The following is a 26371-nucleotide window of genomic DNA, read 5'->3' as shown; positions in this document are numbered from 1 at the left end:
GTCAGATCCCCCCTATGAATCGGTTTGGGTTTAACACACGACGCGGATCGATGGAGCGCTTGATGCCCTCCATCAGGGAAAAGGCGGCAGGTTTTCGCCCCCACACGTCCAGCTCTCGCCTCCGTTCGAGCGAAGCGTGCTGCACGACCGCATACCCTCCCCTGCTTTCGGCCAGCGAGCGTATCTCTGTCAGGTACGAAGCAAAGAGCGTCGGGTTTCCCGTTACGTAGACGCGGGTGATGCCGTGACCGACCCCGCCGTGGGCCTGGGCGTCCAGGCCGTACCGCTCGCCAAGGTCATGGCAGGCCCTGACGATTTCGAGCACATCGAGGTTTTTGCTGCCGATTTTTACCGCCAGCGTTTCCTCGCGATCCCCGGAAGAAACGCCGGAGGGGGGCAGTCGGGCAAAACGCATCCACCACTCTGCGGCTTCCTCCTGTTCCCATGACTGGATCTCCGCATCTGCCGGCAGTCGCGCCTTTACCCACTCTTCCTGATAGCGGACTGCTTTCTCCTCATCTTCAAAGGCGATCGCCAGCGCATACCCGTGCCCTCCATTCATGTTCCGGTGGACAGCGGGACTGAGGAATTCCATCGAGACGGGCTCCAGCAGGGAATCGAGGAGAGAAACGGCAAAGGATCGGATCAGGGTAAAGTCGGAGCGGGAGAATGCGAGGAGCAGCAGGGTTTGAAAGGGCGGGAGCGGGCGCAGTTTCATCGTGATTTCGCTCATGACGCCCAGCGTCCCCATGGAGCCGATAAACAGCTTGTTCATGTCGTAGCCGGCTACATTTTTCACCACCTTGCCGCCTGTTCGAATGAGGCGGCCATCGGGATAGACCACGCGCATCCCGATGACGTGGTCCCTGGCCGAACCGTACCGCAGGCGCTTCGGCCCGCTGTCATTGGCAGCCACGACGCCCCCGATGGTCGCCTGTCGGGGCCAGTACGGATCGAGCGGAAGCATCTGGCCATGGGCAGCCAGATGCGCATTGATCTCCTGGATGGTCGTCCCGGGCTTGACCGTCACGGTCATGTCCCCCGGCGCGTATTCGGCAATCCCCCGGCAGTCGGAGAGACCGAGCAGAATGTCCGCTTTTTCTTCGGTCCCGCCAAAGCCTCTTTTCGTCCCGCCGCCCATCGGAATGACGGTCCACCCCTGTTCGTGGGCCGCCCGCAGCACAGCCGCGATCTCTTCTTCGGATTCCGGAAAGACCTCGTGCGAGCCGTGATTGCCGAGGACGTGGGATGATTCCGCCGCCGGCCGTATTCTTCCCGTACCGATGACCTGTGTGATCAGCGCCGCGTCCATGTTCCTCCCTCCCTTGCACGCAATGTCATAACGTTCCGTTCAACAAGGCTTCCACATGGGCCAAATGCTCCACCATCGCCTGTCTCGCCTGATCCGGTTCCGCATCGCGGATGGCCTCGAACACGGCCACATGCTGCTGAAAAATCGTCCGCTCCTGCTCGGCATCGGCCAAAATGATCCGGTGGCAGTCCATGATCCCCTTGCGGATCGCCGACGAAACGGTCTGCATCAACTGCACGAGGTGCTCGTTTTGCGTGGCTTCCGCGATGGCGAGATGGAAGTCGAGATCCGCTCTCCACCCTTCCAGCGTATCCGCCTGGGCCAAACGCTCCAGCGCCTCCTTCATCCTGTTCAGGTGGTCCGTTTCGCGGTGAACCGCCGCCAACTCGGCCGTCCCCGCCTCGAGGATTTTCCTCACCGCAAACAGATTGCGGATATCCTCTTTGCGCACGAGACTGACGCCCTGAAAGACCCGGGAACAGTCAAACTGGCAGACGAATGTGCCGTTGCCGTGGCGGACTTCCACCATTCCTTTTCCTTTCAGCGTCGTGATGGCATCGCGGACAGCGGTTCGGCCCACATCAAACAGTTGGCACAATTCCCGAACAGATGGAAGCTTGTCGCCGGGCCGCACATGTCCTGCGGTAATCCACTGCTCAATTTGGAGAGCCACCCTGTCGGAAATCTTCTGGCTGTCGATTTTGGCCGCTTCCATCTGCTCACTCCTTCCTTACTCCAGTACCTCATAGCCGGGGAGCGTCAGAAACTCGACGAATTCATCGGCCAGGACCAACTGGGTAAACAAACGGGCAGCCTGCTCGTAGCGTCCCGCCTCATACGCCTCCCCGCCGATTGCCTCCCTGATCTTCTCCAGCTCTTCGTCCCGGATCTGTTCTGTCAACGCGGCCGTAACCTTCCGCCCGTCATCGAGGATGCCTTTCGGATGGCGAATCCACTGCCAGACCTGCGCCCGCGAGATTTCCGCGGTCGCGGCGTCTTCCATCAGGTTGAAAATGGGAACGGCGCCGGAACCGTTCAGCCAGGCCGCGATGTATTGAATGGCGACGTGGATGTTGGTGCGGAGCCCCGCTTCCGTGATGGGCCCTTCCGGAACCGCGAGCAGCTCCCCGGCTGTCACGTTCACGTCTTCCCGCTTTTTCTCCACTTGATTGGGGGCAGGCATGTGCTCGTTGAACACTTCCATCGCGACAGGCACCAATCCCGGATGAGCGACCCACGTGCCGTCGTGTCCGTCGCGCACTTCCCGGAGTTTATCCGCCCGGACCCGTTTCAGGGCCTCCTCGTTTGCCGCCGGATCGTGTTTCACCGGAATGTGGGCGGCCATTCCGCCCATCGCGTGGGCATTGCGCTTGTGGCACGTCTGGATGGTCAGGAGGGAATACGCCCGCATGAACGGGACCGTCATGGTCACGACCGAACGATCGGGCAGAATCACATCCGGGTCGCGGCGAAACTTTTTGATGTAGCTGAAGATGTAGTCCCAGCGTCCGCAGTTGAGTCCGGCCATGTGCTCCCGCAGCTCCCAGATGATTTCGTCCATCTCGAAAGCGGCCAGAATCGTTTCGATCAGGACGGTCGCCTTGATGGTTCCCCGCGGGATTCCCAATTGATCCTGGGCCCAGACGAACACGTCGTTCCACAGCCGCGCCTCCAGATGGCTCTCCAGTTTGGGCAGGTAAAAATAGGGGCCGGAACCATTTGCGATCAGCGTTTTGGCATTGTGGAAGAAATAGAGCCCGAAATCGACCAGACTGCCGGACGCCGCTTTTCCGTCGATCAGCAGGTGCTTTTCATCGAGATGCCAGCCGCGCGGCCGCACGATCAGAGTGGCTACCTGATCCGTAAGGGCATACGTCTTGCCTTCGGGACTGACGTACCGGATCGTGCGGTTGACCGCGTCCCGCAAATTGATCTGCCCCTGGATGGTATTGGCCCACGTCGGCGAATTGGCATCTTCCAAATCGGCCATAAACGCTTTTGCTCCCGAGTTCAAGGCGTTGATCACCATCTTCCGGTCTCCGGCGGGCCCGGTTATTTCCACCCGGCGATCCTGGAGATCCGCCGGAATTGGCGCAATCGTCCACGAACTCTCGCGAATGTGCTTCGTCTCCGGCAGGAAATCAGGCTTTTTGCCGGCGTCCAGTTCCGCCTGCCGCAGGGCCCGCTGCCGCAAAAGCGCGTCCCGCCTCTCGGCAAATGTCCGGGTCAACCCGGCCACAAACCGCAGGGCCTCCGGCGTCAAAATCTCGGCAAACGCCGGCGTAACCGTCCCGGCAATCTGCACTCCGTCCAACTGTTGTCCTCCTACCGCCACCATTGTCCTCACTCCATTCCTGATGGGGAATCAAATCCTGTTCAGTTATCAGATATGTGATGAGCGGAAAAATCATGTCACGTGGTTGCTCCAGACCACGCCGAAAAAAAAGCGCGCCAGGATCAACTGTCCCGGCGCACTCTTTGCGCATGCCCGTCCATGCAGGCCAACACGCCTCAAGGCTTCACCGTTTTCTTTCGCAGGATCGCGGGATTGATGTTGACCGCCGCCTGGTACGCAACCCCAAGTCGTCATCGGCATGAGCCGCCCGTCGCCGGTATCCCATGCGTCTGCGCCGTTTGGCTTTTCCTCACCATCGAATGCCTTCCCTATCCCTGTGTAGAAACGGAAGATGGAACGCGATGGGCAGTCCGGGTGAGCAGCAATCCAATCACGCCGCACAAGATCAGCCCGACGCCTGCAACCTTGTAACTGTCAGCCGCTCCCAGCCACCCGATCAACGCACCGGCCAGCAGGCTGGAACCGGACTCACCGATGAAGGCGGTCGTCGATTGCATGCTGAACACTTTGCCAAGCCGGTCGTTGGGCACAGAGTTCTGCACGAGCAGAATCTGCGGCATATCGATCAACGATTCCGCCGCGCCGGCCAGGAAGGCGAAGCCGACCGCCAAGACAAACATGTCTGTGGAGCCGATCAGGAAATAAAACACGCCCCAAAGCGCCCAGCCGCTGAAAATGACCCTTGCGAATTTCTTGATCTGGACTTTGCCGAGCAAAAGCGTCATCAGCAAGTTGCCGACCGCAAACGCGCTCAAAATGATCCCATACCCCTTGGAGCCCATGTCCCACACCTGATCGGAAAGAATGGGAAGGCCCAAACGGTCAAGACCGACAATCAGACAAAGACCCACGCCGAAGAAAAAGATGGACCAAAACAGCGGACGAACGGTTTTGACGAAGAGGTACGTGTCATAGATGTCCCGGAATACCGATACGTGCACATTCTTCTTTTCAATCGGCGGTATCTTGGTCGGCAACAGGGCCAGGATCGAGACGACGTAGCTGGCGGCGGTGATCAGATAGATGAAAATCGCGCTGGTCTGCGCGATCAGCACGCCCCCGATCATCGGCCCGATGGCGCGCATCAGTTGGAAGGACGCCTGCATGAACGAGTTGCCCGCCGACCAGAGTTCCTTCGGCATAAAGGTCGTAAGCGACGCCCTCATCGCCGGGAAGAAGAAGCATCGCACCGTACTGAGGACAAATGCCGTAATCGCCAGATTCCATACGTGCAGCAGATCGAGCCAGTAGAAGAAGGGAACGGTGAGGAGGGAAACGAGGCGGATGATGTCCCCGTACACCATCACGCGTTTGCGGTCCCAGCGGTCGGCATAAGCGCCGCCGATTAGTCCGAAGAAGATGTACGGTGCCGATGTTGCGAGAACGACAAGGCCCGCGATGAATGAGGAGTTGGTCATTTTGTAGGCGAGCCAGAAGAACGCAATCTGGTACAGGGAGTCCCCGAAATTCGCGGTCGTTTGGCCGATCCACACCAACACGTAGTTCGGGTTTGCGAACAAATGCTTATACCCGGCTTGACCTTGAGCCATGGGATCATCCTCCTCAGCTTCAGATGACAATGTGCCCCTCCTGCACCTCGGCTTCGTCAACAAACTACGTCGGCGATCCTGCGCCCTTTGCACAGATGCAATTTTTCCCTAATCTTACATCTTGTCCAAACTGTTGTGAAGTCCATTTTTTGCCGCTTCTTGGCCTTTTTTTCGACATCCCAAACAGAAGGCAGGGCACATCATACCGAAACCTGCAAAACAGACCCATTCCAGACGGTCTGGTGACGTTCCCCAGTAAAGGTCTTTCTGCAAGATCCTCTGGTCGAACATCATCTGCTCCGATTCAACAAACCCAAACAAAGAAGGCCAGCCGGATGCTGTCCGCTGACCTTCTTCTGTTCACGCTTCGTCCCGAGCCTTGCTGCATGGAAGGGAAAGGGGCTGCCCGTTCCCCGCTCACCTGCCTACCTTTTTACAAGCACCCAGACGATCTCACACGCCTCATCGCCGTCGTTATACGCCCAGTGGGCTTCGCCCGCAGGGATCAGGGCGGCGTCACCAGCCGACAGCCGGTATTCCTTGCCACCCACCCCCGTAATGATCGATCCTTTTACGACCAGGGAATACTCATCTTCCGCGTGGCTGCCCGTGCCATGCAGGGGAATCCTTGCCTGAGGCGGGATGGTCACCACCCCGAATGTGGCTCTGCCGCCTTCTATGTGTGTTTCCGAAAACAATGTCTTGATCAAGACGTCCGGGCGGTCATCCGCTTTTACGGAATCCGCGTTCACAACGATCATGCCCGTTCCTCCGATTTTGCTGTTTGCCGTTGCGAGGTGACACCCTCCACTTCAAATGTGTGCGGATTGAGCACAATCCCGTAAATGTCTCTGGCCTGTTCCACGGAAATATAGCCATTCTTCGCATCCCAGGCCACTTTTTCCGCCGGGCGGTTCAGCGGATTTCCGTATCCGCCGCCGGTAGCGGTCATCAAGCGAACCACATCGCCCTTGTTGAGCGGGAAACGGGCACACTTTCCAAACGGACCGGCGACTTCCCCGTTCGCCTTGACAATAACAAACTCATTGCGGGACCCGTCATGCCCGCCGTTGAATCCCCATGGCAGGAATTTGTGACGTCCGAAGGTAGCTGTCACCGTTTGCCCGTCGCTCATTGCCCGGTAAGCGCGGACAACGCCGCAGCCTCCCCGGAATTCGCCGGCACCCGCGCCGTCCGTTCGAAGGCTGTATTCATCGACCATGATGCCGTAGCGCGTTTCGGCCACTTCCACCGGGACGTTGTAGGTTTCACCGTCACCGATGCAGAACTGTCCCGATGCGCCGTCCAAGCCGTCTCCGGCCCCCCACCCGCCGACGGAAGGCTCCACGATCAGGAACGGCTCGTTCGTATCCGGGTGGATACCGGACAGCACCACACCGCAAACGGACAATAAGTGTCCGGCGTTCAACCGGTGAGGAACAACCGGCGCGAGCGCCTTCCAAACCAGGTCGGCCCCGTACAGCATCGTTTCCCAATACGTCGATACGGCAGCCGGACGTTCCGCGGAGAAAATGGAGCGGTCATCCGCGATGACTTTCAGCGGGCGGAACACCCCATCATTCACATCTTGAGAAGGATTGGTCACGGCCAAGAAAATCGTGCGCACGGCGGAGACAAGCGCGGTATAGGAACAATTCACCGGACCGAGCACTTGCGGATGGCTTCCGCGGAAGTCGCAGATGAACTCGTCATCCGTGATGGTCACCTTCACCTGCACGTGGAAAGGCCCGTTTCCAAGCCCATCGTCATCGATGAAGTCCTGCGCTTCAAACGTACCCTTGGGCAGCTTGGCGATTTCCTTCAAGGCGAGCTGTTCGCCGTGCCGCAAGAGGTGGTCAATCGAATCCATCACCACGTCCTTCCCGTACTTGTCGCATAGTTCACGGAAGCGCTTTTCGCCGGTACGGAGTGCGGCCACCTGCGCCCACATATCCCCCAGCGACAAATCCGGGAAGCGCACATTTGCGGCGATGATGTCCACCAATGCCTGGTTCAGCTTGCCTTCATCGAACAGCTTCACGCACGGGAATTGGAGCCCTTCCTGGAAGATCTCGGTCGAATCCGTTGTCCATGATCCCGGATCTTTTCCGCCTACCTCCGTCCAGTGCGCTTTGTTGGCGGAAAAGGCCACCAGTTCCCCTTCATGGAAAATCGGCATCACAAGCCCGACGTCGGATAAATGGGACCCTCCACCCCCGTAGGGATCATTGATGATCAGAATGTCGCCGGGTTTCAGCTCTCCTTCTTTCCCGAACTTCTCCAAGGTTTGCTTCACCATAAAGGTCAGCATCCCGATAAACCCGGTAACCCCGTTTCCCTGGGTCAATAGCTGCCCCTTTGCATCGGTCAACCCGCTCGCAAAGTCAAGCACTTCATAGATGATCGGGCTCATGGATGTCCGGGCGAGCGTGTGAAACATCTCGTCCCCGATGGCAATCAACGAGTCTTTTACAATCTCGAGTGTAAATTGATCACGCTTCACTTTCGTCTCCGTCATGCCGTCACACCCCCGTGTCAATGATCAAGTTGCCGTACTCGTCTACAACCAGGCGCTGCCCCGGATACATGACCGTGGAAGAGGATGGTTCTTCGACAATCGCCGGTCCTTCGATGACACTGCCGGCGTTCAGCACTTCTCTGGCGTAGACCTTGGTGTCGATCCATCCATGCTCTTCGAAAAATACGGGGCGAACCTCCTTCAAGGCTTGTTCCGCATTGTCCCCTGCCTGTTCCAGCCGCGCGATCTCCGGCTTTTGCACCACACCGAATGCGGTTACGTGCAGGTTCACGATTTCCGTGGGGGCCCCCTCCAGTTTAAAGGTGTAGTGCTTCTCGTGAAGATCATGGAAACGGGCCACCATCTCCTGAACAGCCGCTTCATCCATGACGCCGTTCGGCACCGGAACTTTCACGGCATGCTCTTGGCCCACATAACGCATGTCGGCATAGCGGACAAACAATACGCTGTCTTCGGCAACTCCCTCCTGGGCGTATTGCCGTACGGCTCCTTCCTCCAGCCGGCTCCACTCACCGTTCAATTCCTCCACGTTCAACCCGTTCACCCGACGGATGTACGTTTGAATGTAGTCATGCCGGAGATCGGTCATCAGCATGCCCCACGCGGAGAATACGGAAGCAGCAATCGGAATGATCACTTTCTTCACGCCCAATTCCCTGGCCAGGGCCAAAGCGTGCATCGGACCGCCGCCTCCGAATGCCACCAGGGAAAACTCGCGGGGATCGTACCCTTTGCGAACGGAAATCAGCTTTAACGCATTCAGCATGTTGGAGTTGGCGATGCGAATGATGCCGAGAGCCGCCTCTTCTACGGAGATGCCAAAATGACGGGCCACCTTTTCCTCGATCGCACGCTTCACCGCATCCATATTGACTGTATGTTGAAAATTTTTCGGAGATAGACGTCCGGTTACGAGATTGGCATCCGTTGTCGTCGGATTTTCGCCGCCGCGACCGTACGCGACCGGCCCCGGCATGGCACCGGCAGATTGCGGTCCGACTTTCAGCGAACCGGCATCATCGATCCAGGCAATGGACCCTCCGCCGTTCCCGATTTCCACGATGTCCACCACGGGAACCTTGATTGGATAGCCGGCATTGCGGTCATCACGCTCAATCTTGTAGTCCGTCGTCACCTTTACTTCGCCGCCGTCGATCAAGGAACACTTGGCGGTCGTTCCGCCGATGTCAAAGGCGATGATGTTGTCTTCCCCAAGGATTTTCCCCAACATGGCTGCACCAAAAATTCCGGCTACGGGCCCGGACTCTACCATATTGATGGGGGTTTCTTTCGCTTGTGCAAAGGTAGTCGTTCCGGAATTGGACTGCATGATGTACTTGTTTCCGGTCACCCCGATCTCCCGGAGGTGCTTGTCCAATCGATCGATATAAGAAGAGGCAATCGGTTTCACATAAGCGTTCAAGACAGCCGTGCTGGTACGTTCGTACTCCCGCCACTCCTTGGTTACCTCGTGAGAAGCGGTTACGGCCACTTCCGGCCAAACCTCCTTGATCACTTGCACCGCCAACATTTCATGAGCAGGATTCGCATAAGCGTGCAGGAAGGAAACGGCGATGGCTTCGACGCCTTCGTTGCGCAGTTGTTCGACGGCCGCCTTGACCTCGTCCACCGCCAATTCGCGCAGTACCTCTCCCTTGTAGTTCAACCGTTCGCTCACTTCACAGCGCAGATGACGCGGGACGAAAGGCGTCGGTTTCTGATAGCGCACATTGAACAAATCCGGGCGGTTGCCGCGAGCGATTTCCAGAACATCCCGGAAGCCCTTCGTGGTGATCAAGCCGGTTTTCACCCCCTTGCGTTCCGTCAGGGCATTGATGATGACGGTCGTGCCATGAATAAACGCAGTGATCGCTTCGGGAGAAATCCCGCTCTTTCGAATGACATCCATCACGCCTTGTTCAAAGTGGGGCGGAGTCGTATCGCTTTTCGCGGTTCCGATCCGACCGTTTTCATCCAGATAGACAAGGTCCGTAAATGTTCCTCCGATATCAGTTGCTACCCGCATAAAAACCACCTTTCTCACCGTAGTCGCAAACATATGGGAACCCGGCTGTTTTTAAAAAATAACCGGTGTCAGCACGCAAAGGATCTTGGACGTCTGGTTGAGAGGGTTGGACCAGAAATGCGGCAATTTGGACGGGAAATGGATCGAATCGCCGGCTTTCACCAGATACTCGTGTCCATCCACGTGAAAAATCACCGCCCCCTCCAATACGTAATAAAATTCCTCGCCAGGATGGTTGAACACATTGTCCTGAATCATGTTCGGTGACAGGGTGACAAGGAGGGGCTCTAGTTCCCTGCCGTAAAAGTCGCCTCCCAGACGGGTGTATTCGGCACCGGAACCCTCAATCCGAAACGGCTTTTGACTTTCCGCCTTGACGACAAAATTTTGATTGCTTTCATTCTCAAAAAAGGCGGTAATCGGAACCTCGAAGGCATCCGCGATTTTCTTCAGCGAAGTAATCGCCAGGGATGTCGTTCCCCTTTCCACCTGGGAAAGAAAGCTGACGGATAATCCGGTTTTTTCGCTAAGATCCTTCAGCGTGAAATCGTGATGTTTGCGCAGTTCTCTAATTTTTTTGTAAATTTCGTCCATGGCATCTCCTATTTGATCATGTATGGTTCTTGAGCATTAGTATATCTCACAATAATTGAAACATCAATTCAAAAAATATCACTTTATCGTAATTTTTTCGATATAGACATAATTGCAACAACAAGAAAGTGGATAAACCCTCAATCACCCGCTTGTGCCACCCCTTTTCCGCAGACCAGGGGCACGCTTTCCGATTACCGCAGGATTTCGCCTTCCATTTCCTTCAGGAAGAGGCTGGCTACAAACGTCACCACCAGGAAGGCCGAGATGAAGGAAACCGTCGCCCAAAAGCTGGTATGTGCCGAAAGCATGGCGCCGATGACGCTCGGAGCAATCGCGTTGGCGACGCGCTGACCGGTAACTCCAATCGAATAGCTGACACCGCGAACTTCTGTCGGATAGAGTTCCGCCATCCAGGTATCCCATACCCCCCATGCTCCCAAGCTAAAGAACGACAGGACAAAGTTCCACAGATACAATTCCGTCATGGTGCTTGCGGAGGCAAAACCAAACCCTCCGATCGCGGCAAAGAGCACAAATGCGGCCATTACTTTTTTGCGGCCAAACGTTCCGGTCAAGTAGGAGGAGGCCATGTAGCCCGGGAACATAAACAAGGCGGACAGCGCCATGAAACCCAACCCTTGCGGAGTGCTCAGCCCCTTATTGGCCAGAAGCACCGGCATCCACGAGGAGAGAGCCCAATATCCCCACGAGAAACAAAAATTGATGATGATCTGCAGAACGGTTGGACGAAGGAAGTGCCCTTTGAAGATCTCGACAAACGACCCTTCCTTCACATCGTCCGCTGCAAGTTCGACCTGATCCAATTCCGTATCCATCCTGCCGGCGGAAAGCCTGCGAATGCACGCTTTGGCTTCCGCCTGGCGACCTTTGAGGGTCAGCCAATACGGGGATTCGGGGACAAGCGCTGCTACCACCAGGAACCAAAGACCGGCAAGCGAACTGATCCCGATCACCCAGCGCCAGCCCAGATCCAGAAACAGATACGTAACGCCGATGGCGATCAAGAATCCCACCGGCCAACCGGAAGCCAGGTACACCGTCGCTTTCCCGCGCGCTTTTACCGGAAGCAATTCTTCAAAGTAAGGAAACGTCGCGACCAGTACACCCGACAGACCCACCCCCGACAGGAAGCGCAGCCACCAGAGCATTTCATAGTTGAGGGAGAACGCACTGGCCAACGAGATCGCTCCGTACAGAATCAAACTGAAGATCATGGCGTTTTTCCGGCCGTATCGATCCACCAGTTTCCCCCAGATCAGACAACCCGGAATCATGCCGAGGAATATGGAGCCGATCAGCGAACCGATTTGCGCTTCGTCCAACTGAAATTCCGCGCCGATCGAAGCGCTGGCGAGAATCACAATCATCATCTCCCAGGCTTCAATGACAAAGGAGAAAAACAGCGCCAACCCCGCTTTCCAATGCCGGCTTGTCACCGGCATGTGTTCAAAAAGTTCTCCGACCCGCACGACTCTTTTGGGCTGCACGTGCGGCAACGCTTGATGACTCATGATGATCTCCTCCATTCATCCGTTTTTAATCATGCGAGTATTTTGAATTGTGATTATTGTATGATAGTTACTGTATCATTTCAATAATTCTTGCTATACCATAAAAATTTTTATAAATAAGAATTTGTTTTTTCTTTACCAAAAAAATGACCCTTCCGAACAAGAAGGGTCAGACTGCTGATCGATGTACCGGTTTCCCAAGATTCCATACCGTCTGAATCAGCCGGTTCATCACTTCATGATATTTCCATTTGTGTTATCATCTTTGTAACGCTGATACGTATTGAAGGTGACGGTTGATGCTTTTTGAACTATCCATCGTCTTGATTGTCATTGGATTTATTTTCTCCACCTTGTTCGGAGGATTCGACAGCTTTTCAAGTAGAACCTTTGTCGGGAACCTGCTGATTCTAGCCGGGTCACCGGAAGCACTTGAACCGTTTCGTGCAACCCGTTTCACATGTGTGGTAGATTCATTGGATGAATATGTCACATACTTTACGCAATTGGGGTTATCATTCATCCGCCAGCCCAAGCAAGTTCCTACGGGGAAAAACATGACTGTCCAACATCCTGATGGGACAATCGTCGAATATGTGGAACATACCCACGCGTAACGATTCTCTTTTCCTTCCGGGCATAAACAGGGCCCCCGAACGAAAGCGTTCGCGTGTGTTCGTTCGGGGGAGGGACAGAGCGGACGGCGGAAACGTGCTCCTTCTCCGCTGCACACGCAAGCAGCGATGCCTTTCGGTTCTTATCTGGTTCCTTTACGTTATTTCTTTCAGTTGTTGATGCTCAATGACATAGATATGATCCGCTACACGCTCAACAAACCTGCGATCGTGTGATACGAGAAGGACAGTGCCTTCATACCCTTTTATAAAGCGTTCCAACGCTTCAATGCAAAACACATCCAAAAAATTTGTCGGCTCGTCCAACACCAGCACATTGTACCTTCCCAAAAAAAGCTGACACAATACCAAACGGATCGCTTCGCCACCGCTTAGATCGCGCACATTCTTTCTCAAGTCATTTCCCGTAAAGTTCATGGCGTGAAGGACTGCACGAATCCGGCCTTCTTCATAGTCGCTTCGTTGTTTCATATATGCAAGTACGGTTTCCTCTTTCTCAAATTGATAGCCCGTTTGTTCGTATGCTCCGATGACAACTTTGGGAGATAGGATCACCCCTTCACCTTTTTGGATGATATGACGAAGGAGCGTTGTTTTCCCGGAACCATTTTTTCCGGTAATCGCGATGGTGCTGCCTAACGGAAACTGGAAACTGGCTTCTTTGAGCAGGATCTTCTCCCCTGCCTGCAACGTCAATCGATCCGCCATAATCGGAAACTTATTGTGTAACGTTAGCGCGATTGGTTGAGGAAAAGAGAGTGTTTGTTCCTGCTTGGGCGCTTCTACTGCTTCGAGTTGCTCCACGCGCTGCTCCATCGCTTTTGCTGCGCGCTGCATCGCCTTTTGGCTCGTATCTTTTGATTTTGTCATAAACATTTTGTTGGCCTTTGCTCTGGTTTCCTTTTTTGACATCCGGTGATTGGCCTGCGTAATGGTTTCCGCCTTTTTCCTTTTCTCCTCTGCGGCCTTTAACAGGCGCGCTTTTTCTTTTACGTACTGTTCGTACTGTTCCTGCTGCTGTGTTCGCCTGCGTTCTTTTTGTGCGACGTAATCCGAATAGTTTCCGGCATATTCCATGACATGACCGTCCTCGATTTCCCAAATTTTCGTGACGAGTTGATCCAATACATAACGGTCATGACTCACAAGAACGAGTGCACCATCATAATGAGTCAATTCCTCTATGAGAAGCTGTGTGCCCTCTGCGTCCAGATGAGTGGTCGGCTCGTCGATCAACAAGCACTCGTGATAGGTGGAGAACAATTGGGCCAGCTTCATACGCGTTTGCTCGCCGCCACTTGCATGCGCCATTTCTGTCCGTGAGACAGAAAACCTCCTGGACAGCTCATCATCCGCTTCTCGTTCATCCGGCTTTGCCATTTGCGCGAAATAGGCGGCATCCACATATCGGATGACCTGCCCTTTATCCGGTGCGATCTGCCCAGCCATCACTTTCAATAACGTACTTTTTCCCGCCCCGTTTTTTCCGACAATCCCGATTCGATCAAACTGATGCACGGCCAGTCGGGGGATGGCTAGTACCACTTGATCCAAAAACGTGACTTCAACATTTTTCAATTCGATGCATACTTGTCCCATTTTTTCACTACCTCCAGTTTCCTTTCATTCCGCTTGCTTCCTTGATCCCACCGAGAACGGTTACCTCCACGGCGGTCCGATCCTCAAATAAAAAAATCACAGGCGATCTGCCTGTGATTCAGAGTAAAGGGAAGACCCATCCGTTTCAGAACGGATGGACGTCAAGAGTGCCGTCACCAACCACCCCTCCTTTTTGCTGCACAAAAGGAGGGAACCTATACAAAAAAGAAAGGCAGATCCATCTGCCTTTCTGTACATTCCATCTTTTTCCATTCAACTTGAGAATTATGAAAAAAGGGCAGACTGGTCCCGTTTACTCTGCACACACAAGCAGAGCCTTTGAACAGTATTTACTTACTTGTTCAAAGTCGGGAAACGCAATCTGATGAAGCACATGTTTTCATAATCCTCCTTCAGCAACATGAAACATTGGGGTTATTGTAGAGCTCCTTTTCGAAAAAGTCAACCCCTGCGCACATCCACAACCTCAGCCAAGCGTCGCAACCAGTGAGTCGAGCATCTTGGTCCAGGCGTCCTCGGTGCGGCTCCGGTAGTCTGCCCAGTCCGGGGCCAATTGGTGGGTCAAGGTGAGCTCGCACCCGCTCCCCCGCGGAACAATGTCGACCATCACGCGAGAGCTGTCGATCGGGTCCGGCGCAACCGCCCAAGTGAACACGAGACGGCGGGGACGGTCGATCTCGAGGTACTCGCCTATGTGGTCGATTTCAACGCCCTGCCGCCGTACAACAAAGGAAAATGTGCCTCCCACTCGCGCGTCGGCCGCAATCTTCACCACTTCTTCTTCACGGATGGCGGGTCCGAACATCCATCTGCCGATCATCTCCGGGTTCAGCCAGGCGTCAAACACGCGCTCCGGCGATGCGTCAAAGCGCCGGGTAACGCGTGCATAGACATGGGATTCAGTGTTCATGCAAATTCTCCTTTCTTTTCAGGGGGGCGGATCAGTCAACGCGCAAACGACGAGCGCGCTGCCTCACATCTGTACACAACCCTCACCTATCATCTTACACAATTCTACCCGTTCATTGTTGACCCGGCGAAATGTGGTTCGCGTGTATCACTACCTCTGCAGCCACGGTTATTCTCCCAAAAACATTGGAATCATAGGTGATTCAGCAGGTGGAGGGCTGGCGCTCGCCTTGCTGTTACGACTCAAGGAGTTGCATACAGAATTGCCGGCAGCGATCGGCTTGTTGTCGCCTTGGGCAGACCTGAATCTTGGCGGAGATACCATGACCACCTTGTCAGAAGATGATCCCATCTTGCGGAAAGAACAGTTGTCAGCATGTGCGAAGTTGTATGTCCAAGAAGAAGATGTCCAGAATCCGCTGGTTTCACCGGTGTATGGAGATTTCACAGGATTTCCGCCCATGATGATGATTACCGGCAGCCGCGAAATCCTGTTGAGTGATACGCTGCGTATCGCACAAAAGGCGCTGAACGATCAGGGCGGGGGCCGTTTCGAAATAGTTGAAGGACTCTGGCACGTCTTTTGCGCAAATCCCTCCTTGCCTGAAAGTCATGATGCCATCGGAAAACTGGCTTCGTTCTTTGCCAAGCACCTCACACAGGAGGGATAATCAACCAGAAGCCAGGCGCCGCTTTGGCGGGCTCACGGACATGCGGGAGGTTGAACAAAACGGTGGGGAATCCGTCATGCCAGCAAAATTAGGATGAGCCTGACGGGCAACAGTCGGGGACTGGGCGAATAATCTGCTTGTGACTACAAAGCGCAAAAGGATGGTTCGCTGTGATTCCCATGTATCCGTATTACAGTTATGAGACACGCTGCCGGCAGGTGCCGCTCACCTTCCCGCCGCAGCATCAGGACGTGCAGCCCGGTTTGGAGTATCTGATGAACCCGCTCCCGATCTCCGACAATCCCGAATACAAGGGAAGCGGAAAGCTGGCTGGCAAAGTCGCCATCATCACCGGAGGCGACAGCGGTATCGGCCGCGCCGTCGCGATCGGCTTCGCCAAAGAAGGGGCGGATACGGCGATTGTCTACCTGTATGAACGCGAGGACGCCGAAGAGACCAAGCGGCTGGTGGAGTGTTACGGGCGCCGCTGCCTGTTGATCGAAGGCGATTTGCGCTGGCCCGCTTTTTCCGCGGAAGTGGTACGACGAACACTGGAAAGGTACGGGCGGCTTGACGTGCTTGTTTTGAACCAAGGCGTTCAGTTCCCGCAGGAAAGCATCCTGGACATTTCCAACGAGCAGCTCGAGAATACGTACCGCACCAACATTTTTCCGCATTTCTACATGACGAAGGCAGCGCTTCCTCACCTGAAGCCGGGGAGTTCCATTATATCGACGTCATCCGTAACCGCTTATGCGGGTGCCCCTTTGCTTGTCGATTATTCCTCGACAAAAGGGGCGATCGTCTCATTCACCCGTTCATTGGCGCTCCAATTAGTCAGCAAGGGCATCCGGGTCAACGCCGTGGCGCCCGGCCCGATTTGGACTCCGCTCATCGTCTCGAGCTATTCGGCCGAATACGTCAAAACGTTTGGTTTGGAAACTCCCATGAAACGGGCCGGACAGCCGTTCGAACTGGCACCGACCTACATTTATTTGGCGTCAGATGATTCATCCTTCGTAACGGGACAGGTGCTTCACGTCAACGGCGGCATCATGACGGAAACCTGAACAGGAAAAGGCGTATTCGATCGGACTGTCATTTTACCGCAATCCGAACATCATAATCGGGAGCGCACCCTTGGCCAGCGAATCAAAAAGCACGACTGCATCATGGGTACACCAACAGGAGAAATCGGGGGAATGGACATCAAAGCCCTGCTCGGACGAGAAGGGCTTGATTTTTTATTCGCAGGCGATTCTTCATCTCCTTACCCGGTTGCGCCCCATCGCGAAAGAAAAGATTCTTTTACTTTTAACGGACACTTGTATGGCTAAAACAAGGGATCATGACGTCGCTTCCGCTTTCGATTTATAAATCGAATTACAAGGGAAATGTGATAGAAGAGAAGCGATGGGATGATAAAGATAAGATAACGATCTAAATCGAATACTCGATGAAGAACATTTTCGCTGTTCATCAGCAAGAAAATCAACGCCACTGTTATACCCGCCAAGGTAAACAAGCCCACCTGCATGAAATACCTTTTCACCTTGGAGCGGATGAATATTTTTTTATCAATGGATTCTATCAATAGGGAAAGTGGAATCCCTGCAACGATTGTAATGGGAACTGCATAGATTAAATAAATCATCAGTAAACTGGAAAATGTGAAATAGTAAGTGTGTTCATCACGCTCGTGACCAGGCGTGTATTCCATAAAAGCAAGCAGTAGGCATAAACATAAGGATGTGAGTAGAGCCGACAAGAGTTTGTTTACCATGTTCCTCCTCCTACTCCCCGTTAAATGGGCGATACGCTCATCCTCTGAATCCATCGTGGCAGGGGTACAGGTGTCGTTCAGCTGCAGCTTCCCTTGATTGGGCAAAGGCGGCTCTTCCTGCGCAGATCGATGTTTCTGAGGTGGGCGGCATCGAAGGAGAACCGCCCGACATACTGATAGATGCCGAGATAGCGGAACGCCACGAACGAAATTTGGAGGACCAGTCGGATGATAAGGAACAATGTGTTGCGCAATACTGCCCATTCGTTCTCCTATGACCAGGGATTCCCGATAAGCCGAGGCCCCTCCTCCGTCCGAAGCAACATCGGGGGATCATCGCGGGAATATTCGATCAAGGAAATGGCTCCCTTCGGTGTCTCGAGCTGTGGATCGATCCTCACCGGGGACTTGCTGAGCTCGCAGACAATTTGTTTCGCTGTCTCCACAGACAGAAAATGGGGCGCACGCACAACTATATCCACGTCGCTCTTGTCGGTCACCGTGGGCACGCCGCTGGCAAGCTCAAAACCGACGCTGCCTGTTGGTCCCCAGGAAAGGTGATACGTCAAGAAAACGTCCTCGATGAAATCAAGTACGCGCAGCGCTTTAATCCGCTGATAGCGCGGGCTCTTTTTCCAGGCTTTTTGCGAAACGAATTGTTCGGGCGCAACATGCAGAGCGACCGCATTCCGTTCCAGGAAGGCTGCGATTCGTTGGGTCCGGGACTTCCCGCGAATTCCCACGGGGATTTTCCCGTTTTCAATGGGAGCCCGGCGCACCACGACAAAGGGAGCAAGCGTCAGCGCTTCGTTCACCCATTCAGGTTCAGTCGGCCTTGTGACCAGTCGGGTGATATCTGTAACGCGCAGCAAATCGTGCGGCTTTACATCCATTGCTCGGCCAACCTTTTGCGCACCAGGATGGAAGCGGCTCGCCCACCCTTTTGCGCCTCATCAGAAGACAGACGACTGCTCAAATCACGTGAAGCGGAACGTGCGCTGATGATCGCCTCGCAGAGTTTGGCCTGGATGACCGCCCGATCTTCTTCCCCTGGCGCATCGGCATTCACTCCCTCAATCAGTGCGTGCAAGGCTCCCAGCGTGGAAAAAGAACGAATGTCGTACGCAATGGCCGGTACCTTTTTCGCTGCTTCTTCCAGTTCCTCCAGATGGCGCCGGGTAATCCGAGCGGCCGACTGTTTGGACATGACGTGCACGTGAACGGCGTGATCGTCAATCGCCAGAATGCGGTTTGCCTGGAGGCCATGTGACAGGAACGCTCCGGATATTGCGTGTCCCACCAGCAGCGCGATGACGGGATGGCCGGCCAATCTGGCAGTCGCATACGCATCTACTGCCGCTGCACATGCCTGGTGAATCCCCATGAGTTCTTCCAGATACCCGTATGCCTGACTCGGCACGTCTACAATCGCTACGATCGCGCGCCGATCTCCGTCCTGATCCGCTTCAACCGCTTCACGGACGTATTTGGCGAGGGTCCACCCCTCTTCCAGTCCTACCTCCCCTTGACGTGCACGAGGGAATCGGCTGACCGGATTGGGTACGACCGCGATGTAGCGAACGCGTTCCTCTCCGATCCTCGCATCTGCGCACAATACGGACGGCACCTCTCCAGCCAGGGGCTGTGATCGACCTGTCAACAGGTTGAACCACACACGCCCTCTGCTTGCCAACTCCCCGTCTTTCGGCGATGGTTTCGTCCCTTCCCTTCTTTTGTGCGTATAGCTGTTTCCGCCTTTCACTTTGTTCCACATCTCGCGGAATCTCACAGGCGTCATCGGTTGAGCAGGGTCAATTTCTCGTAACAGCGAACCGTACAGATCAACGTGGGAACTTCGCGGTTTGTCGTGACATCCTTTCTCACATGCAGCATGGATCGCTTTGCGAATCGCGTCGACATCATCTTCTACAAGTTCATCCACAAACCCGGCAGCATGGCGCTGGGCCCCGCCGATGGTGTTCCAAATCAGTTCCCGATCACTTGCGTCAAATTCTTCGATGCCGGCCTCCTGCTCGATCACCTCCGGACCGTTCAGGCCAATCCGGCCTTCTCGTGTCATGATGAGCGCACTGCACAAGCCCGCGGTAATGGACATGCCGCCAAACGATCCGATTTTCCCCGGGATCACGCCGACCACAGGGACATACCGGCGGAGCGCGACAATGGCCGCCTGGATTTCAGCAATGCACAGCAGACCATAATTGGCTTCCTGAAGACGCACGCCACCTGTATCCAACAAGAGCACCGCACGGGTCCGAATCCCTTTTTCGTTGTCGCGAAGAGCAAATTCCAATGCGCCGGCAATTTTGGAACCGCTTACCTCTCCGATGCCTCCCCCCTGGAACTTTCCTTCTATGGAAATGACAACTGCCGGCTCTCCCGCGATTTTTCCCCGTGCCACGATAACCCCGTCGTCACTTTGGGGCACGATGCCCTGCATGACCAGGTGCGGGGATTCCACCCGATCAAACGGTCCCACGATTTCCCGAAAGGTGCCTCGATCGAGAACGGCTTTTGCTCGGTTTCGTGCGTCACGTTCAACAAAACTCTCCTTGATTCTCCTCATGGCCGCGACTCACCTCCAGTGCCTGGGCCAATCTCATTGTCACAACGCCTGGCGTCGCACCAAAGTCGTTAATGGTGACGGTTGCCGCCACGTCATTCGCAGAGAAAAAACGGTCCAACACCAATTTCCACGTGTCGCCAAACCCTTCACATCCCGTTCGCACCACGATGTGCGTACGGGGTTCCGGTGACGGTTCGAGTATAATTTCCAAATCCCCGGATCCGACCACACCGACGTGTGCACGACGGGGGACTGTCTTGGCTGCCGGATATTCGAACAACAAGGTTTCCACCTTTCGCACCTCCAACTATTGGATATGTGTGTTGGCTACACATTCGCCGCAACGGTTTCGTTTGAAACGGGGAGACCGTCCGCATCACGGTGCAGCCGATCAAGAAACAAGGTGGCGGCCAGCAGATCAGCGCTGCCTCCCGGTGAAGCATTCCGTTCCAGCAGCGCGCGATCCAACCGGTGAAGTGCCTTCCAGCCTGCCGCAGTGGATACCCCGCCAAGCGCTGCAATCTCCTTTGCCATTTCCTTTGCGGTCCGCAAGGCGGCCATCCCGCCTCTATGCAGCAAACAGGTGTCATCGAGATGGGCGATAAGGGCCACCAGCGCATCCAACCGTGCCAGATGCTCCGGAATCCCTTGCTTCCGCGCCTGGTGCAGCGTTGGCAGAGCGATCATTGTCACATGGGGAAATCCCTGCTGAGCCTCTCCCTTTGCCCCCGTTACGCCGTAACGCAGTTGTACACGCGCGCCATTCGTACGCTGGTCGGGTGCATAACGATCCGGATAGCGGGCGAGTTCTCCCGCTGTTCGGGCGATATCGCAGGGAGATGCTCCCGGTAGAAGCATGGCAGCACCAGCGGTCAGCAATCCGACTGCCCAAATGGCTCCTTTATGGGTGTTTGTACCGCCCGTTGCTTCCAGCATGATTGTTTCGCCATGGCGTCCAATTTCGGCAATTTCCTCACGAAGAATCTGACTGGGCGTTCGTTGAAAAGCGGCGCGAGCGATATTGGCAAACGTACTTCTCAACGCATGGGCAGAACGAATCATAAGCTCAAAATGGAGGTCGGTGTGAGCTCCTGCATTCTGTTTATCCACAAGGCCCGGTTTCGGGGTAAGTTCGGCCTCCTCGATGAGAGCCGCAACCGCCCGTTGAGCTAGATATTCGCTGCATGCAGCGGCAGTGTGCCACATCAATCCATCCCCCCTTTACCAACTGCGAAATCGAGCCGGCGGTTCATACAATCCGCCGGACCAGTCCACCAAGTCTTCCACACTCTTCGCTGCAAGCAGGGACCGCTTTGCATCCGTACGGCGTATCCCCAAATCTTCCGGAAAGGCAATGAGGCCGTCCCTGCGCAATTGTTCCGTACGTGTTGAATCGTGCTCCAACCCGATCGGGGTGACGCCGGCAATCGCGGCGATCGCCTGGCGTCGTTCTTCCAAGCTGTTTGCTCGATACAAATATGCGATCCCTTCCTCGGTTACAACATGGGTGACATCCTCCCCGTAAATCATGACCGGCGAGGTTGCCAAACCGGCCTCTTGGCCAACGTGAAGAGCGTCCAGGGATTCAACGAATACCGGACGGTTTGCTTTTTGAAAGGTCTCCACCATTTGGACCACGAGCTTTCTGCCTCTGGCAAGCGGGTCATCCGATGTCATCATGTTCAACCAGGCCGGAGATGAATGCCGCCGACCGCGGGGATCATGTCCCATGTTGGGTGCTCCGCCGAATCCGGCCAGCCTTCCTGCGGTTACTGTCGAGGAGTTTCCGTCCCGATCCATTTGGAGTGTCGAACCAATGAAGAGGTCAACGGCGTACTGACCGGCCACTTGTGAAAAAGCCCGATTGGAGCGAAGACTGCCGTCGCGCCCGGTAAAGAAAACATCCGGCCGCGCCGCGATGTATTTTTCCATCCCCACTTCTCCCCCGAAGCAGTAAACACTCTCGACCCAACCGCTTTCAATCGCGGGGATGAGTGTAGGGTGGGGATTCAACACCCAGTGTTTGCAAATTTTCCCCCTGAGCCCCAACGACTCTCCATACGTGGGCAGCAATAATTCAATGGCAGCCGTATTATAACCGATGCCATGATTGAGCGACTGCACCTGATGGCGTTCATAAATCCCGCGAATGGCCATCATGGCCATGAGAATCTGAATGTCCGTAATATGACGGGGGTCTCTCGTAAAGAGAGGCTCCAATTGGTAAGGGTTGTCGGCCACGACGATAAAATCAATCCACGATCCTGGAATATCTACGCGCGGCAGCTCATCTACCAATTCGTTTACCTGCGCGATCACAATTCCATCGCGGAAGGCCGTCGCCTCAACAAGCACAGGCGTTTCCTCGGTATTGGGACCTGTATACAGATTCCCGGCTCCATCCGCCTTATCAGCGGCTATTAACGCAACAGAAGGAATCAGGTCGACAAAGAGCCTGCCATACAATTCAAGATAGGTGTGGATGTCGCCCATTTTCAGCTTCCCGTCTTCCAGCATCTGGGCGACGCGCAGACTCTGCGGTCCGGCGTAAGAAAAATCAATGGTTTCCGCGATTCCCTTTTCGAAAATGTCCAGGTGCTCCGGTCGAGAAATACTGGACATGATCATGTGCAGCCGATTCACCTTGCCTGGGTCTACGCGGGCCAAGGCTTTCGATAGAAAAGTGGCCTGTTTCTGGTTGTTTCCTTCCAACACAACCCGATCGCCGGGGATTAGAAGTAATTCCAACGCTTCCACAATGTTGTCGGTGGGAATCACTCGCCCCTTCGTTACTCTTGCGGCTCGGGCAAGGCGCTCTGCTTTTGCGTCACGACGGGTGGTCCACGATTTTTCTTGTCTGGATCTCTGATTTACCGGGTGCATGCCCCAACTCTCCTTTCCGTTTCTGCAGCTCACGTCACTCATCACTCCATGGTCTTTTCGCGTTTTACCAGGATACTGGAAGTTTTGATACCGCTGTCTGAGACGGAAACGGCGCGTGCTGCGGGAAAAGCTTGGCGGGCAAGGTCTGTCAGCACCCGACCAGGAGGCATTTCGATGAATAACCGAGCTCCCATTTCAAAAAGGAGTGATGTTGCTTCGTGCCAACGGACAGGATGGGATATGCCAAGCGCCAAATCTTCTCGAATCGCTTCCGGATCTAGTAAAGCACGGGCCGTGCGGTTTCCCGCATAGGGAATGTCAGGTCGACGGAACGGTATCGTTTTGAGTGCAGCGGCAAGTTCGGCGGATACAGACTGAAGCAATCTGCAATGGGAGGGAACCTTTACTTTCAGGAGTTCGGCCTTTCGGGCTCCTTCTTTCCGGGCCAACGCAAGAATTCGTTCGATCCCGCGGATGGACCCGCTGATCGTAATCTGGTCGGGGGAGTTTCGATTCGCGATAAACACAGGGGCATCATTTGTGACATGTTTTTCCACAATGGTAGCCAGTTTTCGTTCCTGAATGCCGACAACAACTCCCATCCCATACCCCTGCGGATACGCTTTTTCCATCAGTTCTCCACGAAGTTTCACCAATGGTACAGCATCCCGAAAATGCATCACATTTGCCACCACGGCTGCACCAAAGGCTCCTACGGAGTGACCGGCCGCCATATCCGGTTGTGCCCCTTCTGCCACCAATGCACGGGCAGCGGCCACTCCAGCCACCAGCAGAGCAACCTGTACGGCAACCGTGGAGGTCAGCGCTTCCTTGCTATCCCATACCAGGATGTTTTCATTCAGGGCTTCACTGGCTTCATCCAGCGTCTCAGCCACTGCCGGATGACGGGGGAGATTGTGAAGCATACCAGGCTGCTGCGAGCCTTGGCCGGGAAATAAAAATGCGGTACTCACGCAACCCCCTCCTGTTCCTAGATCAGGTCCAGTTCCATCCGGTCGATCGTCGACCGAAATGACGAAAAAAGAAGTGATTCGGCCATCTCCTTATGGCCTGATGCCGTCGGACTGCGCGCTTTTTTTGAGACGTTTTTGAATGCTCGCGATGACGTCATGATTATGTTTGTACAGGATTTCTGCCGCTTCCGAGATCTTCCCGCTCTTTAAGAGATCCACGATGATCGCGTGTTCAGCGACAGATTTCTCAATGTTTCCTTCGTTCGCAAAGGAAACGCTCTGTATGCGCAGGAGAGGAAATTCCAGGCGCGCATACAGGTTTTTGATCACGTCACTTTTGCTCATTTCGATGATGCACATGTGAAACGCATGATTGAGCCGCGTGTAATTGCCTATGTTCTTCTCATCCTGCATCTCCTGCAGGATGTGCTCCATGTCGGCAATCCGTTTCGGATCGACGCCATATTCCGCCATGCGTTTCATTGCCAGCGTTTCCAGTGAAATGCGAATCTCAAGCAGATCGTAGATTTCCGTTTCGCTGTATCCTTTTACAACGGCGCCTTTTCTTGGAATTCTTTCAACCAGTCCTTCTAATGTCAGTAGAAAAATCGCTTCCCGAACCGGCGCTCGACTGGTGCCGTATTCTTCTGCATACGTGTGCTCGATCAATTTTTCTCCGGGCTTCAGTTCTCCGCTGATAATTTGTTGCGCGATATGCTCCGCAATCTTGTTCGAAAGCGCCAGCTTGCTCAAGTCCAGTGTATTCATTCTCCTGACTCCTTTGATGAAAACATCCGTCAGTCGTAGTCGACTGTCGATTATCTGATGCTATTGTATACCGACAATACTGAATTTTCAATCCATTTGTTATCGAATATTATGAAATGTTAGTAAATTTTTAATATATTGACTATTTAGAACGATGGTGGTATTTTTTACATTGTCGACAATCGACCTTCGCCACCGGCACATCAGGAGTCGCCATCGGGTATTTCATCCTCAACGGAACGAAAGGGAGGTAGCAAATGTGCCCATGACGCAATTGAAAGCGGTTACATTTCCGGGTTTTCATTTTTCCTGTAGGGGGAGTCTCACATGAGCTTTGAAGTCATCGCCATCCTCATCCTTTTGACGATGTTCGTGGTCGGCGCGATGCTGCCCATCAACCTCGGCATCATGGGCTTCGTGGCCGCTTTTGTCGTCGGTTCGCTCATCAGCGGAATGAAAGTCGCGGACATCTTTCGCGTCTTTCCAGCCGACCTGTTCGTAACGCTTGCAGGCGTGACCTACCTGTTTGCCATTGTGCAGAACAACGGTACGGTTGACCTGATCACGAAATGGGGGCTCCGCATGGTCAGAGGCAACCGCGGCCTCATCCCATGGGTCATGTTTGCGCTGAGCACCCTGCTTACCAGCGTCGGCACGTTGGGGCCTGCCACTGTTGCGATCCTTGCCCCCATCGCGCTGCGGTTCGCCGCCCAGTACAGCATCAATCCGATTCTGATGGGCGTATTGGTTGTGAACGGATCGGTTGCGGGCTACTACTCGCCCCTGAATCCCTTGGGGTTGATCGTCAACGGGATGATGGAAAAGGTGCAGATCTCCCATTCGCCAGCGATGCTGTTTGCAAACGGGCTAATCTTTTGCACCATCGTCTCGGCGCTTGTGTTCGCCGCTTTCGGCGGGTTTCGCTTGCTGAAAAGTGCGGCCGCCGTTCAGGCTGCTGATGAAATCGCGACTGCAGCGGCAGACCACTCGCGAAATCGTGAGGACGGGTTTACGCTGTATAAAGGCGTTACGCTTGCGGGCATCGTCATTCTTGTCGTGCTGGCTCTCGCGTTCCAGGTACACATCGGATTTGCGGCGTTCGCGATCGCGTTGGTACTGGCATTGCTGGCTCCCAAGAAACAAGCCGGGGTCCTCGGGCGCATGCCATGGTCCGTCATCCTGATGATTTCGGGCATCGTGACGTTCGTGGGCGTCCTGGAAAAGATCGGTGCCGTCGACTACGTGACCGAGCTCATCGCCAGTGTGAAGAATCCCGTAGTCGCCGCTCTCGCAGCGTCGTACGTGGGCGGGATTGTGTCATCCTTTGCCTCCACGACAGGCTTCCTCGCGGCCATCATTCCGCTTGCGGCACCCATTATTCAGGACCCGACCATCTCATCCATGGGCGTCATTTCAGCGATTTGCATCGCCACCGGCATTGTGGATGTAAGCCCCTTCTCGACAAACGGATCGTTAATCCTGGCGAACGCGCAAGGCGTTGAGGAGCGTGTATTTTTCAGGTAGCTCTTGATCGTTTCCGCTCTCCTTATCGCTTTCGGACCAGGGCTCGCTTGGGCGATATTCGTATTGATCGGCGGATGATTCAAAAGGCGATTGCCTTCCCCTCGT

Annotated in this window: 24 protein-coding genes; 5 read left to right on the top strand and 19 right to left on the bottom strand. The window is 54.7% G+C overall.

Translation table 11 applies throughout. The features are described from left to right. Window position 1: 1 nt before the first annotated feature. The 9 genes from M516_RS0109040 to M516_RS0109000 all read right to left on the bottom strand — a co-directional run bounded on the left by M516_RS0109040 (window position 2) and on the right by M516_RS0109000 (window position 11912). Complete coding sequence (locus M516_RS0109040) at window positions 2–1312, bottom strand: FAD-binding oxidoreductase (RefSeq protein WP_029098824.1); 1311 nt, start codon at window positions 1310–1312, stop codon at window positions 2–4. Window positions 1313–1337: 25 nt separating this feature from the next. Beyond that, window positions 1338–2027, bottom strand: coding sequence for a FadR/GntR family transcriptional regulator (locus tag M516_RS0109035; protein ID WP_029098823.1), 690 nt, complete (start codon window positions 2025–2027; stop codon window positions 1338–1340). Window positions 2028–2042: 15 nt separating this feature from the next. After that, on the bottom strand, window positions 2043–3650 hold the full coding sequence (aceB, locus tag M516_RS0109030; RefSeq protein WP_029098822.1) for a malate synthase A: 1608 nt from the start codon (window positions 3648–3650) through the stop codon (window positions 2043–2045). A gap of 326 nt (window positions 3651–3976) precedes the next feature. After that, window positions 3977–5218, bottom strand: coding sequence for an MFS transporter (locus M516_RS0109025; RefSeq protein WP_029098821.1), 1242 nt, complete (start codon window positions 5216–5218; stop codon window positions 3977–3979). A 425-nt stretch (window positions 5219–5643) separates the two neighbouring features. Beyond that, window positions 5644–5979 carry a cupin domain-containing protein gene (locus M516_RS0109020; protein ID WP_029098820.1) on the bottom strand — a complete coding sequence of 112 codons (336 nt, stop codon included), beginning with the start codon at window positions 5977–5979 and terminating at the stop codon, window positions 5644–5646. Beyond that, window positions 5976–7736 carry a hydantoinase B/oxoprolinase family protein gene (locus M516_RS0109015; RefSeq protein WP_029098819.1) on the bottom strand — a complete coding sequence of 587 codons (1761 nt, stop codon included), beginning with the start codon at window positions 7734–7736 and terminating at the stop codon, window positions 5976–5978. Before M516_RS0109015 ends, M516_RS0109020 begins: the two co-directional genes overlap by 4 nt. A gap of 4 nt (window positions 7737–7740) precedes the next feature. Then, window positions 7741–9783: a hydantoinase/oxoprolinase family protein gene (locus tag M516_RS0109010; protein WP_029098818.1), complete on the bottom strand. Its 2043-nt coding sequence runs from the start codon at window positions 9781–9783 to the stop codon at window positions 7741–7743. Between the two features lie 51 nt (window positions 9784–9834). Continuing rightward, entirely contained in the window at window positions 9835–10377 is a 543-nt protein-coding gene (locus M516_RS0109005; RefSeq protein WP_029098817.1) for a helix-turn-helix domain-containing protein, read from the bottom strand. 194 nt (window positions 10378–10571) lie between these two features. Then, window positions 10572–11912, bottom strand: coding sequence for an MFS transporter (locus M516_RS0109000; protein WP_035289377.1), 1341 nt, complete (start codon window positions 11910–11912; stop codon window positions 10572–10574). A 299-nt stretch (window positions 11913–12211) separates the two neighbouring features. On the opposite strand from M516_RS0109000, the gene M516_RS23170 reads away from it, so the two are divergent. Beyond that, the gene (locus M516_RS23170) at window positions 12212–12529 is read left to right on the top strand and encodes a VOC family protein (RefSeq protein WP_051188165.1); all 318 of its coding nucleotides are present in this window, start codon (window positions 12212–12214) and stop codon (window positions 12527–12529) included. Window positions 12530–12682: 153 nt separating this feature from the next. On the opposite strand, the gene M516_RS0108990 is transcribed toward M516_RS23170, so the two are convergent. Then, on the bottom strand, window positions 12683–14146 hold the full coding sequence (locus M516_RS0108990; RefSeq protein ID WP_029098815.1) for an Msr family ABC-F type ribosomal protection protein: 1464 nt from the start codon (window positions 14144–14146) through the stop codon (window positions 12683–12685). A gap of 487 nt (window positions 14147–14633) precedes the next feature. Beyond that, window positions 14634–15077 carry an SRPBCC family protein gene (locus M516_RS0108985; protein ID WP_029098814.1) on the bottom strand — a complete coding sequence of 148 codons (444 nt, stop codon included), beginning with the start codon at window positions 15075–15077 and terminating at the stop codon, window positions 14634–14636. On the opposite strand from M516_RS0108985, the gene M516_RS23165 reads away from it, so the two are divergent. From M516_RS23165 to M516_RS26145, 3 genes are all read left to right on the top strand, one after another. After that, a complete protein-coding gene (locus tag M516_RS23165) occupies window positions 15076–15747 on the top strand; it encodes an alpha/beta hydrolase fold domain-containing protein (RefSeq protein ID WP_081656495.1) in 672 nt (223 codons plus the stop codon). The genes M516_RS0108985 and M516_RS23165 overlap by 2 nt on opposite strands. Window positions 15748–15917: 170 nt before the next feature. Continuing rightward, window positions 15918–16817, top strand: a complete 900-nt coding sequence (locus M516_RS0108975) for an SDR family oxidoreductase (protein WP_029098813.1) — start codon at window positions 15918–15920, stop codon at window positions 16815–16817. Between the two features lie 132 nt (window positions 16818–16949). Then, complete coding sequence (locus M516_RS26145; RefSeq protein ID WP_271139688.1) at window positions 16950–17084, top strand: hypothetical protein; 135 nt, start codon at window positions 16950–16952, stop codon at window positions 17082–17084. On the opposite strand, the gene M516_RS0108970 is transcribed toward M516_RS26145, so the two are convergent. From M516_RS0108970 to M516_RS0108930, 8 genes are all read right to left on the bottom strand, one after another. Next, entirely contained in the window at window positions 17081–17530 is a 450-nt protein-coding gene (locus tag M516_RS0108970; protein WP_029098812.1) for a hypothetical protein, read from the bottom strand. The two genes, M516_RS26145 and M516_RS0108970, sit on opposite strands and share 4 nt — an antisense overlap. Window positions 17531–17802: 272 nt before the next feature. After that, window positions 17803–18423, bottom strand: coding sequence for a malonate decarboxylase holo-ACP synthase (locus M516_RS0108960; protein WP_029098811.1), 621 nt, complete (start codon window positions 18421–18423; stop codon window positions 17803–17805). Beyond that, the gene (gene mdcD, locus M516_RS0108955; protein WP_029098810.1) at window positions 18414–20117 is read right to left on the bottom strand and encodes a biotin-independent malonate decarboxylase subunit beta; all 1704 of its coding nucleotides are present in this window, start codon (window positions 20115–20117) and stop codon (window positions 18414–18416) included. The genes M516_RS0108960 and mdcD overlap by 10 nt, the downstream gene beginning before the upstream one ends. Next, the gene (locus tag M516_RS0108950; RefSeq protein ID WP_029098809.1) at window positions 20089–20409 is read right to left on the bottom strand and encodes a malonate decarboxylase subunit delta; all 321 of its coding nucleotides are present in this window, start codon (window positions 20407–20409) and stop codon (window positions 20089–20091) included. The genes mdcD and M516_RS0108950 overlap by 29 nt, the downstream gene beginning before the upstream one ends. A 35-nt stretch (window positions 20410–20444) precedes the next feature. After that, window positions 20445–21323 (bottom strand): triphosphoribosyl-dephospho-CoA synthase, encoded by an 879-nt coding sequence (locus M516_RS0108945; RefSeq protein WP_035289374.1) that lies wholly within the window; start codon window positions 21321–21323, stop codon window positions 20445–20447. A gap of 15 nt (window positions 21324–21338) precedes the next feature. Next, window positions 21339–23000, bottom strand: a complete 1662-nt coding sequence (gene mdcA, locus M516_RS0108940) for a malonate decarboxylase subunit alpha (protein WP_029098807.1) — start codon at window positions 22998–23000, stop codon at window positions 21339–21341. Between the two features lie 41 nt (window positions 23001–23041). Then, the gene (gene mdcH, locus M516_RS0108935; protein ID WP_029098806.1) at window positions 23042–23974 is read right to left on the bottom strand and encodes a malonate decarboxylase subunit epsilon; all 933 of its coding nucleotides are present in this window, start codon (window positions 23972–23974) and stop codon (window positions 23042–23044) included. Between the two features lie 90 nt (window positions 23975–24064). Further along, window positions 24065–24742, bottom strand: coding sequence for a GntR family transcriptional regulator (locus M516_RS0108930; RefSeq protein ID WP_029098805.1), 678 nt, complete (start codon window positions 24740–24742; stop codon window positions 24065–24067). Between the two features lie 327 nt (window positions 24743–25069). On the opposite strand from M516_RS0108930, the gene M516_RS23160 reads away from it, so the two are divergent. Further along, window positions 25070–26266 (top strand): SLC13 family permease, encoded by a 1197-nt coding sequence (locus M516_RS23160; protein ID WP_051188163.1) that lies wholly within the window; start codon window positions 25070–25072, stop codon window positions 26264–26266. Window positions 26267–26371 lie beyond the last annotated feature (105 nt).

Origin of the sequence: Brevibacillus thermoruber 423 (genome assembly GCF_000454065.1) — a bacterium.
GTDB classification, from domain to species: Bacteria; Bacillota; Bacilli; order Brevibacillales; family Brevibacillaceae; genus Brevibacillus; species Brevibacillus thermoruber.
The sequence above is the reverse complement of the archived record's forward strand: the minus strand, read 5'-3'. Positions and strand labels throughout refer to the sequence as shown.

Bases quoted from the DNA above. Each gene is read 5' to 3' on its own strand.
- M516_RS23160 (WP_051188163.1), top strand. From the start codon at position 25,070: ATGAGCTTTGAAGTCATCGCCATCCTCATCCTTTTGACGATGTTCGTG.
- M516_RS0109000 (WP_035289377.1), bottom strand. From the start codon at position 11,912: ATGAGTCATCAAGCGTTGCCGCACGTGCAGCCCAAAAGAGTCGTGCGG.
- M516_RS0108985 (WP_029098814.1), bottom strand. From the start codon at position 15,077: ATGAACACTGAATCCCATGTCTATGCACGCGTTACCCGGCGCTTTGAC.
- M516_RS23170 (WP_051188165.1), top strand. From the start codon at position 12,212: ATGCTTTTTGAACTATCCATCGTCTTGATTGTCATTGGATTTATTTTC.
- M516_RS0108970 (WP_029098812.1), bottom strand. From the start codon at position 17,530: ATGGTAAACAAACTCTTGTCGGCTCTACTCACATCCTTATGTTTATGC.
- M516_RS0108945 (WP_035289374.1), bottom strand. From the start codon at position 21,323: ATGTGGCACACTGCCGCTGCATGCAGCGAATATCTAGCTCAACGGGCG.
- M516_RS0108990 (WP_029098815.1), bottom strand. From the start codon at position 14,146: ATGGGACAAGTATGCATCGAATTGAAAAATGTTGAAGTCACGTTTTTG.
- M516_RS26145 (WP_271139688.1), top strand. From the start codon at position 16,950: ATGGACATCAAAGCCCTGCTCGGACGAGAAGGGCTTGATTTTTTATTC.
- M516_RS0108960 (WP_029098811.1), bottom strand. From the start codon at position 18,423: ATGGATGTAAAGCCGCACGATTTGCTGCGCGTTACAGATATCACCCGA.
- mdcD (WP_029098810.1), bottom strand. From the start codon at position 20,117: ATGAGGAGAATCAAGGAGAGTTTTGTTGAACGTGACGCACGAAACCGA.
- M516_RS0109025 (WP_029098821.1), bottom strand. From the start codon at position 5,218: ATGGCTCAAGGTCAAGCCGGGTATAAGCATTTGTTCGCAAACCCGAAC.
- M516_RS0109020 (WP_029098820.1), bottom strand. From the start codon at position 5,979: ATGATCGTTGTGAACGCGGATTCCGTAAAAGCGGATGACCGCCCGGAC.
- M516_RS0108930 (WP_029098805.1), bottom strand. From the start codon at position 24,742: ATGAATACACTGGACTTGAGCAAGCTGGCGCTTTCGAACAAGATTGCG.
- M516_RS23165 (WP_081656495.1), top strand. From the start codon at position 15,076: ATGCAAATTCTCCTTTCTTTTCAGGGGGGCGGATCAGTCAACGCGCAA.
- M516_RS0109040 (WP_029098824.1), bottom strand. From the start codon at position 1,312: ATGGACGCGGCGCTGATCACACAGGTCATCGGTACGGGAAGAATACGG.
- M516_RS0109015 (WP_029098819.1), bottom strand. From the start codon at position 7,736: ATGACGGAGACGAAAGTGAAGCGTGATCAATTTACACTCGAGATTGTA.
- M516_RS0109035 (WP_029098823.1), bottom strand. From the start codon at position 2,027: ATGGAAGCGGCCAAAATCGACAGCCAGAAGATTTCCGACAGGGTGGCT.
- aceB (WP_029098822.1), bottom strand. From the start codon at position 3,650: ATGGTGGCGGTAGGAGGACAACAGTTGGACGGAGTGCAGATTGCCGGG.
- mdcA (WP_029098807.1), bottom strand. From the start codon at position 23,000: ATGCACCCGGTAAATCAGAGATCCAGACAAGAAAAATCGTGGACCACC.
- M516_RS0109005 (WP_029098817.1), bottom strand. From the start codon at position 10,377: ATGGACGAAATTTACAAAAAAATTAGAGAACTGCGCAAACATCACGAT.
- M516_RS0109010 (WP_029098818.1), bottom strand. From the start codon at position 9,783: ATGCGGGTAGCAACTGATATCGGAGGAACATTTACGGACCTTGTCTAT.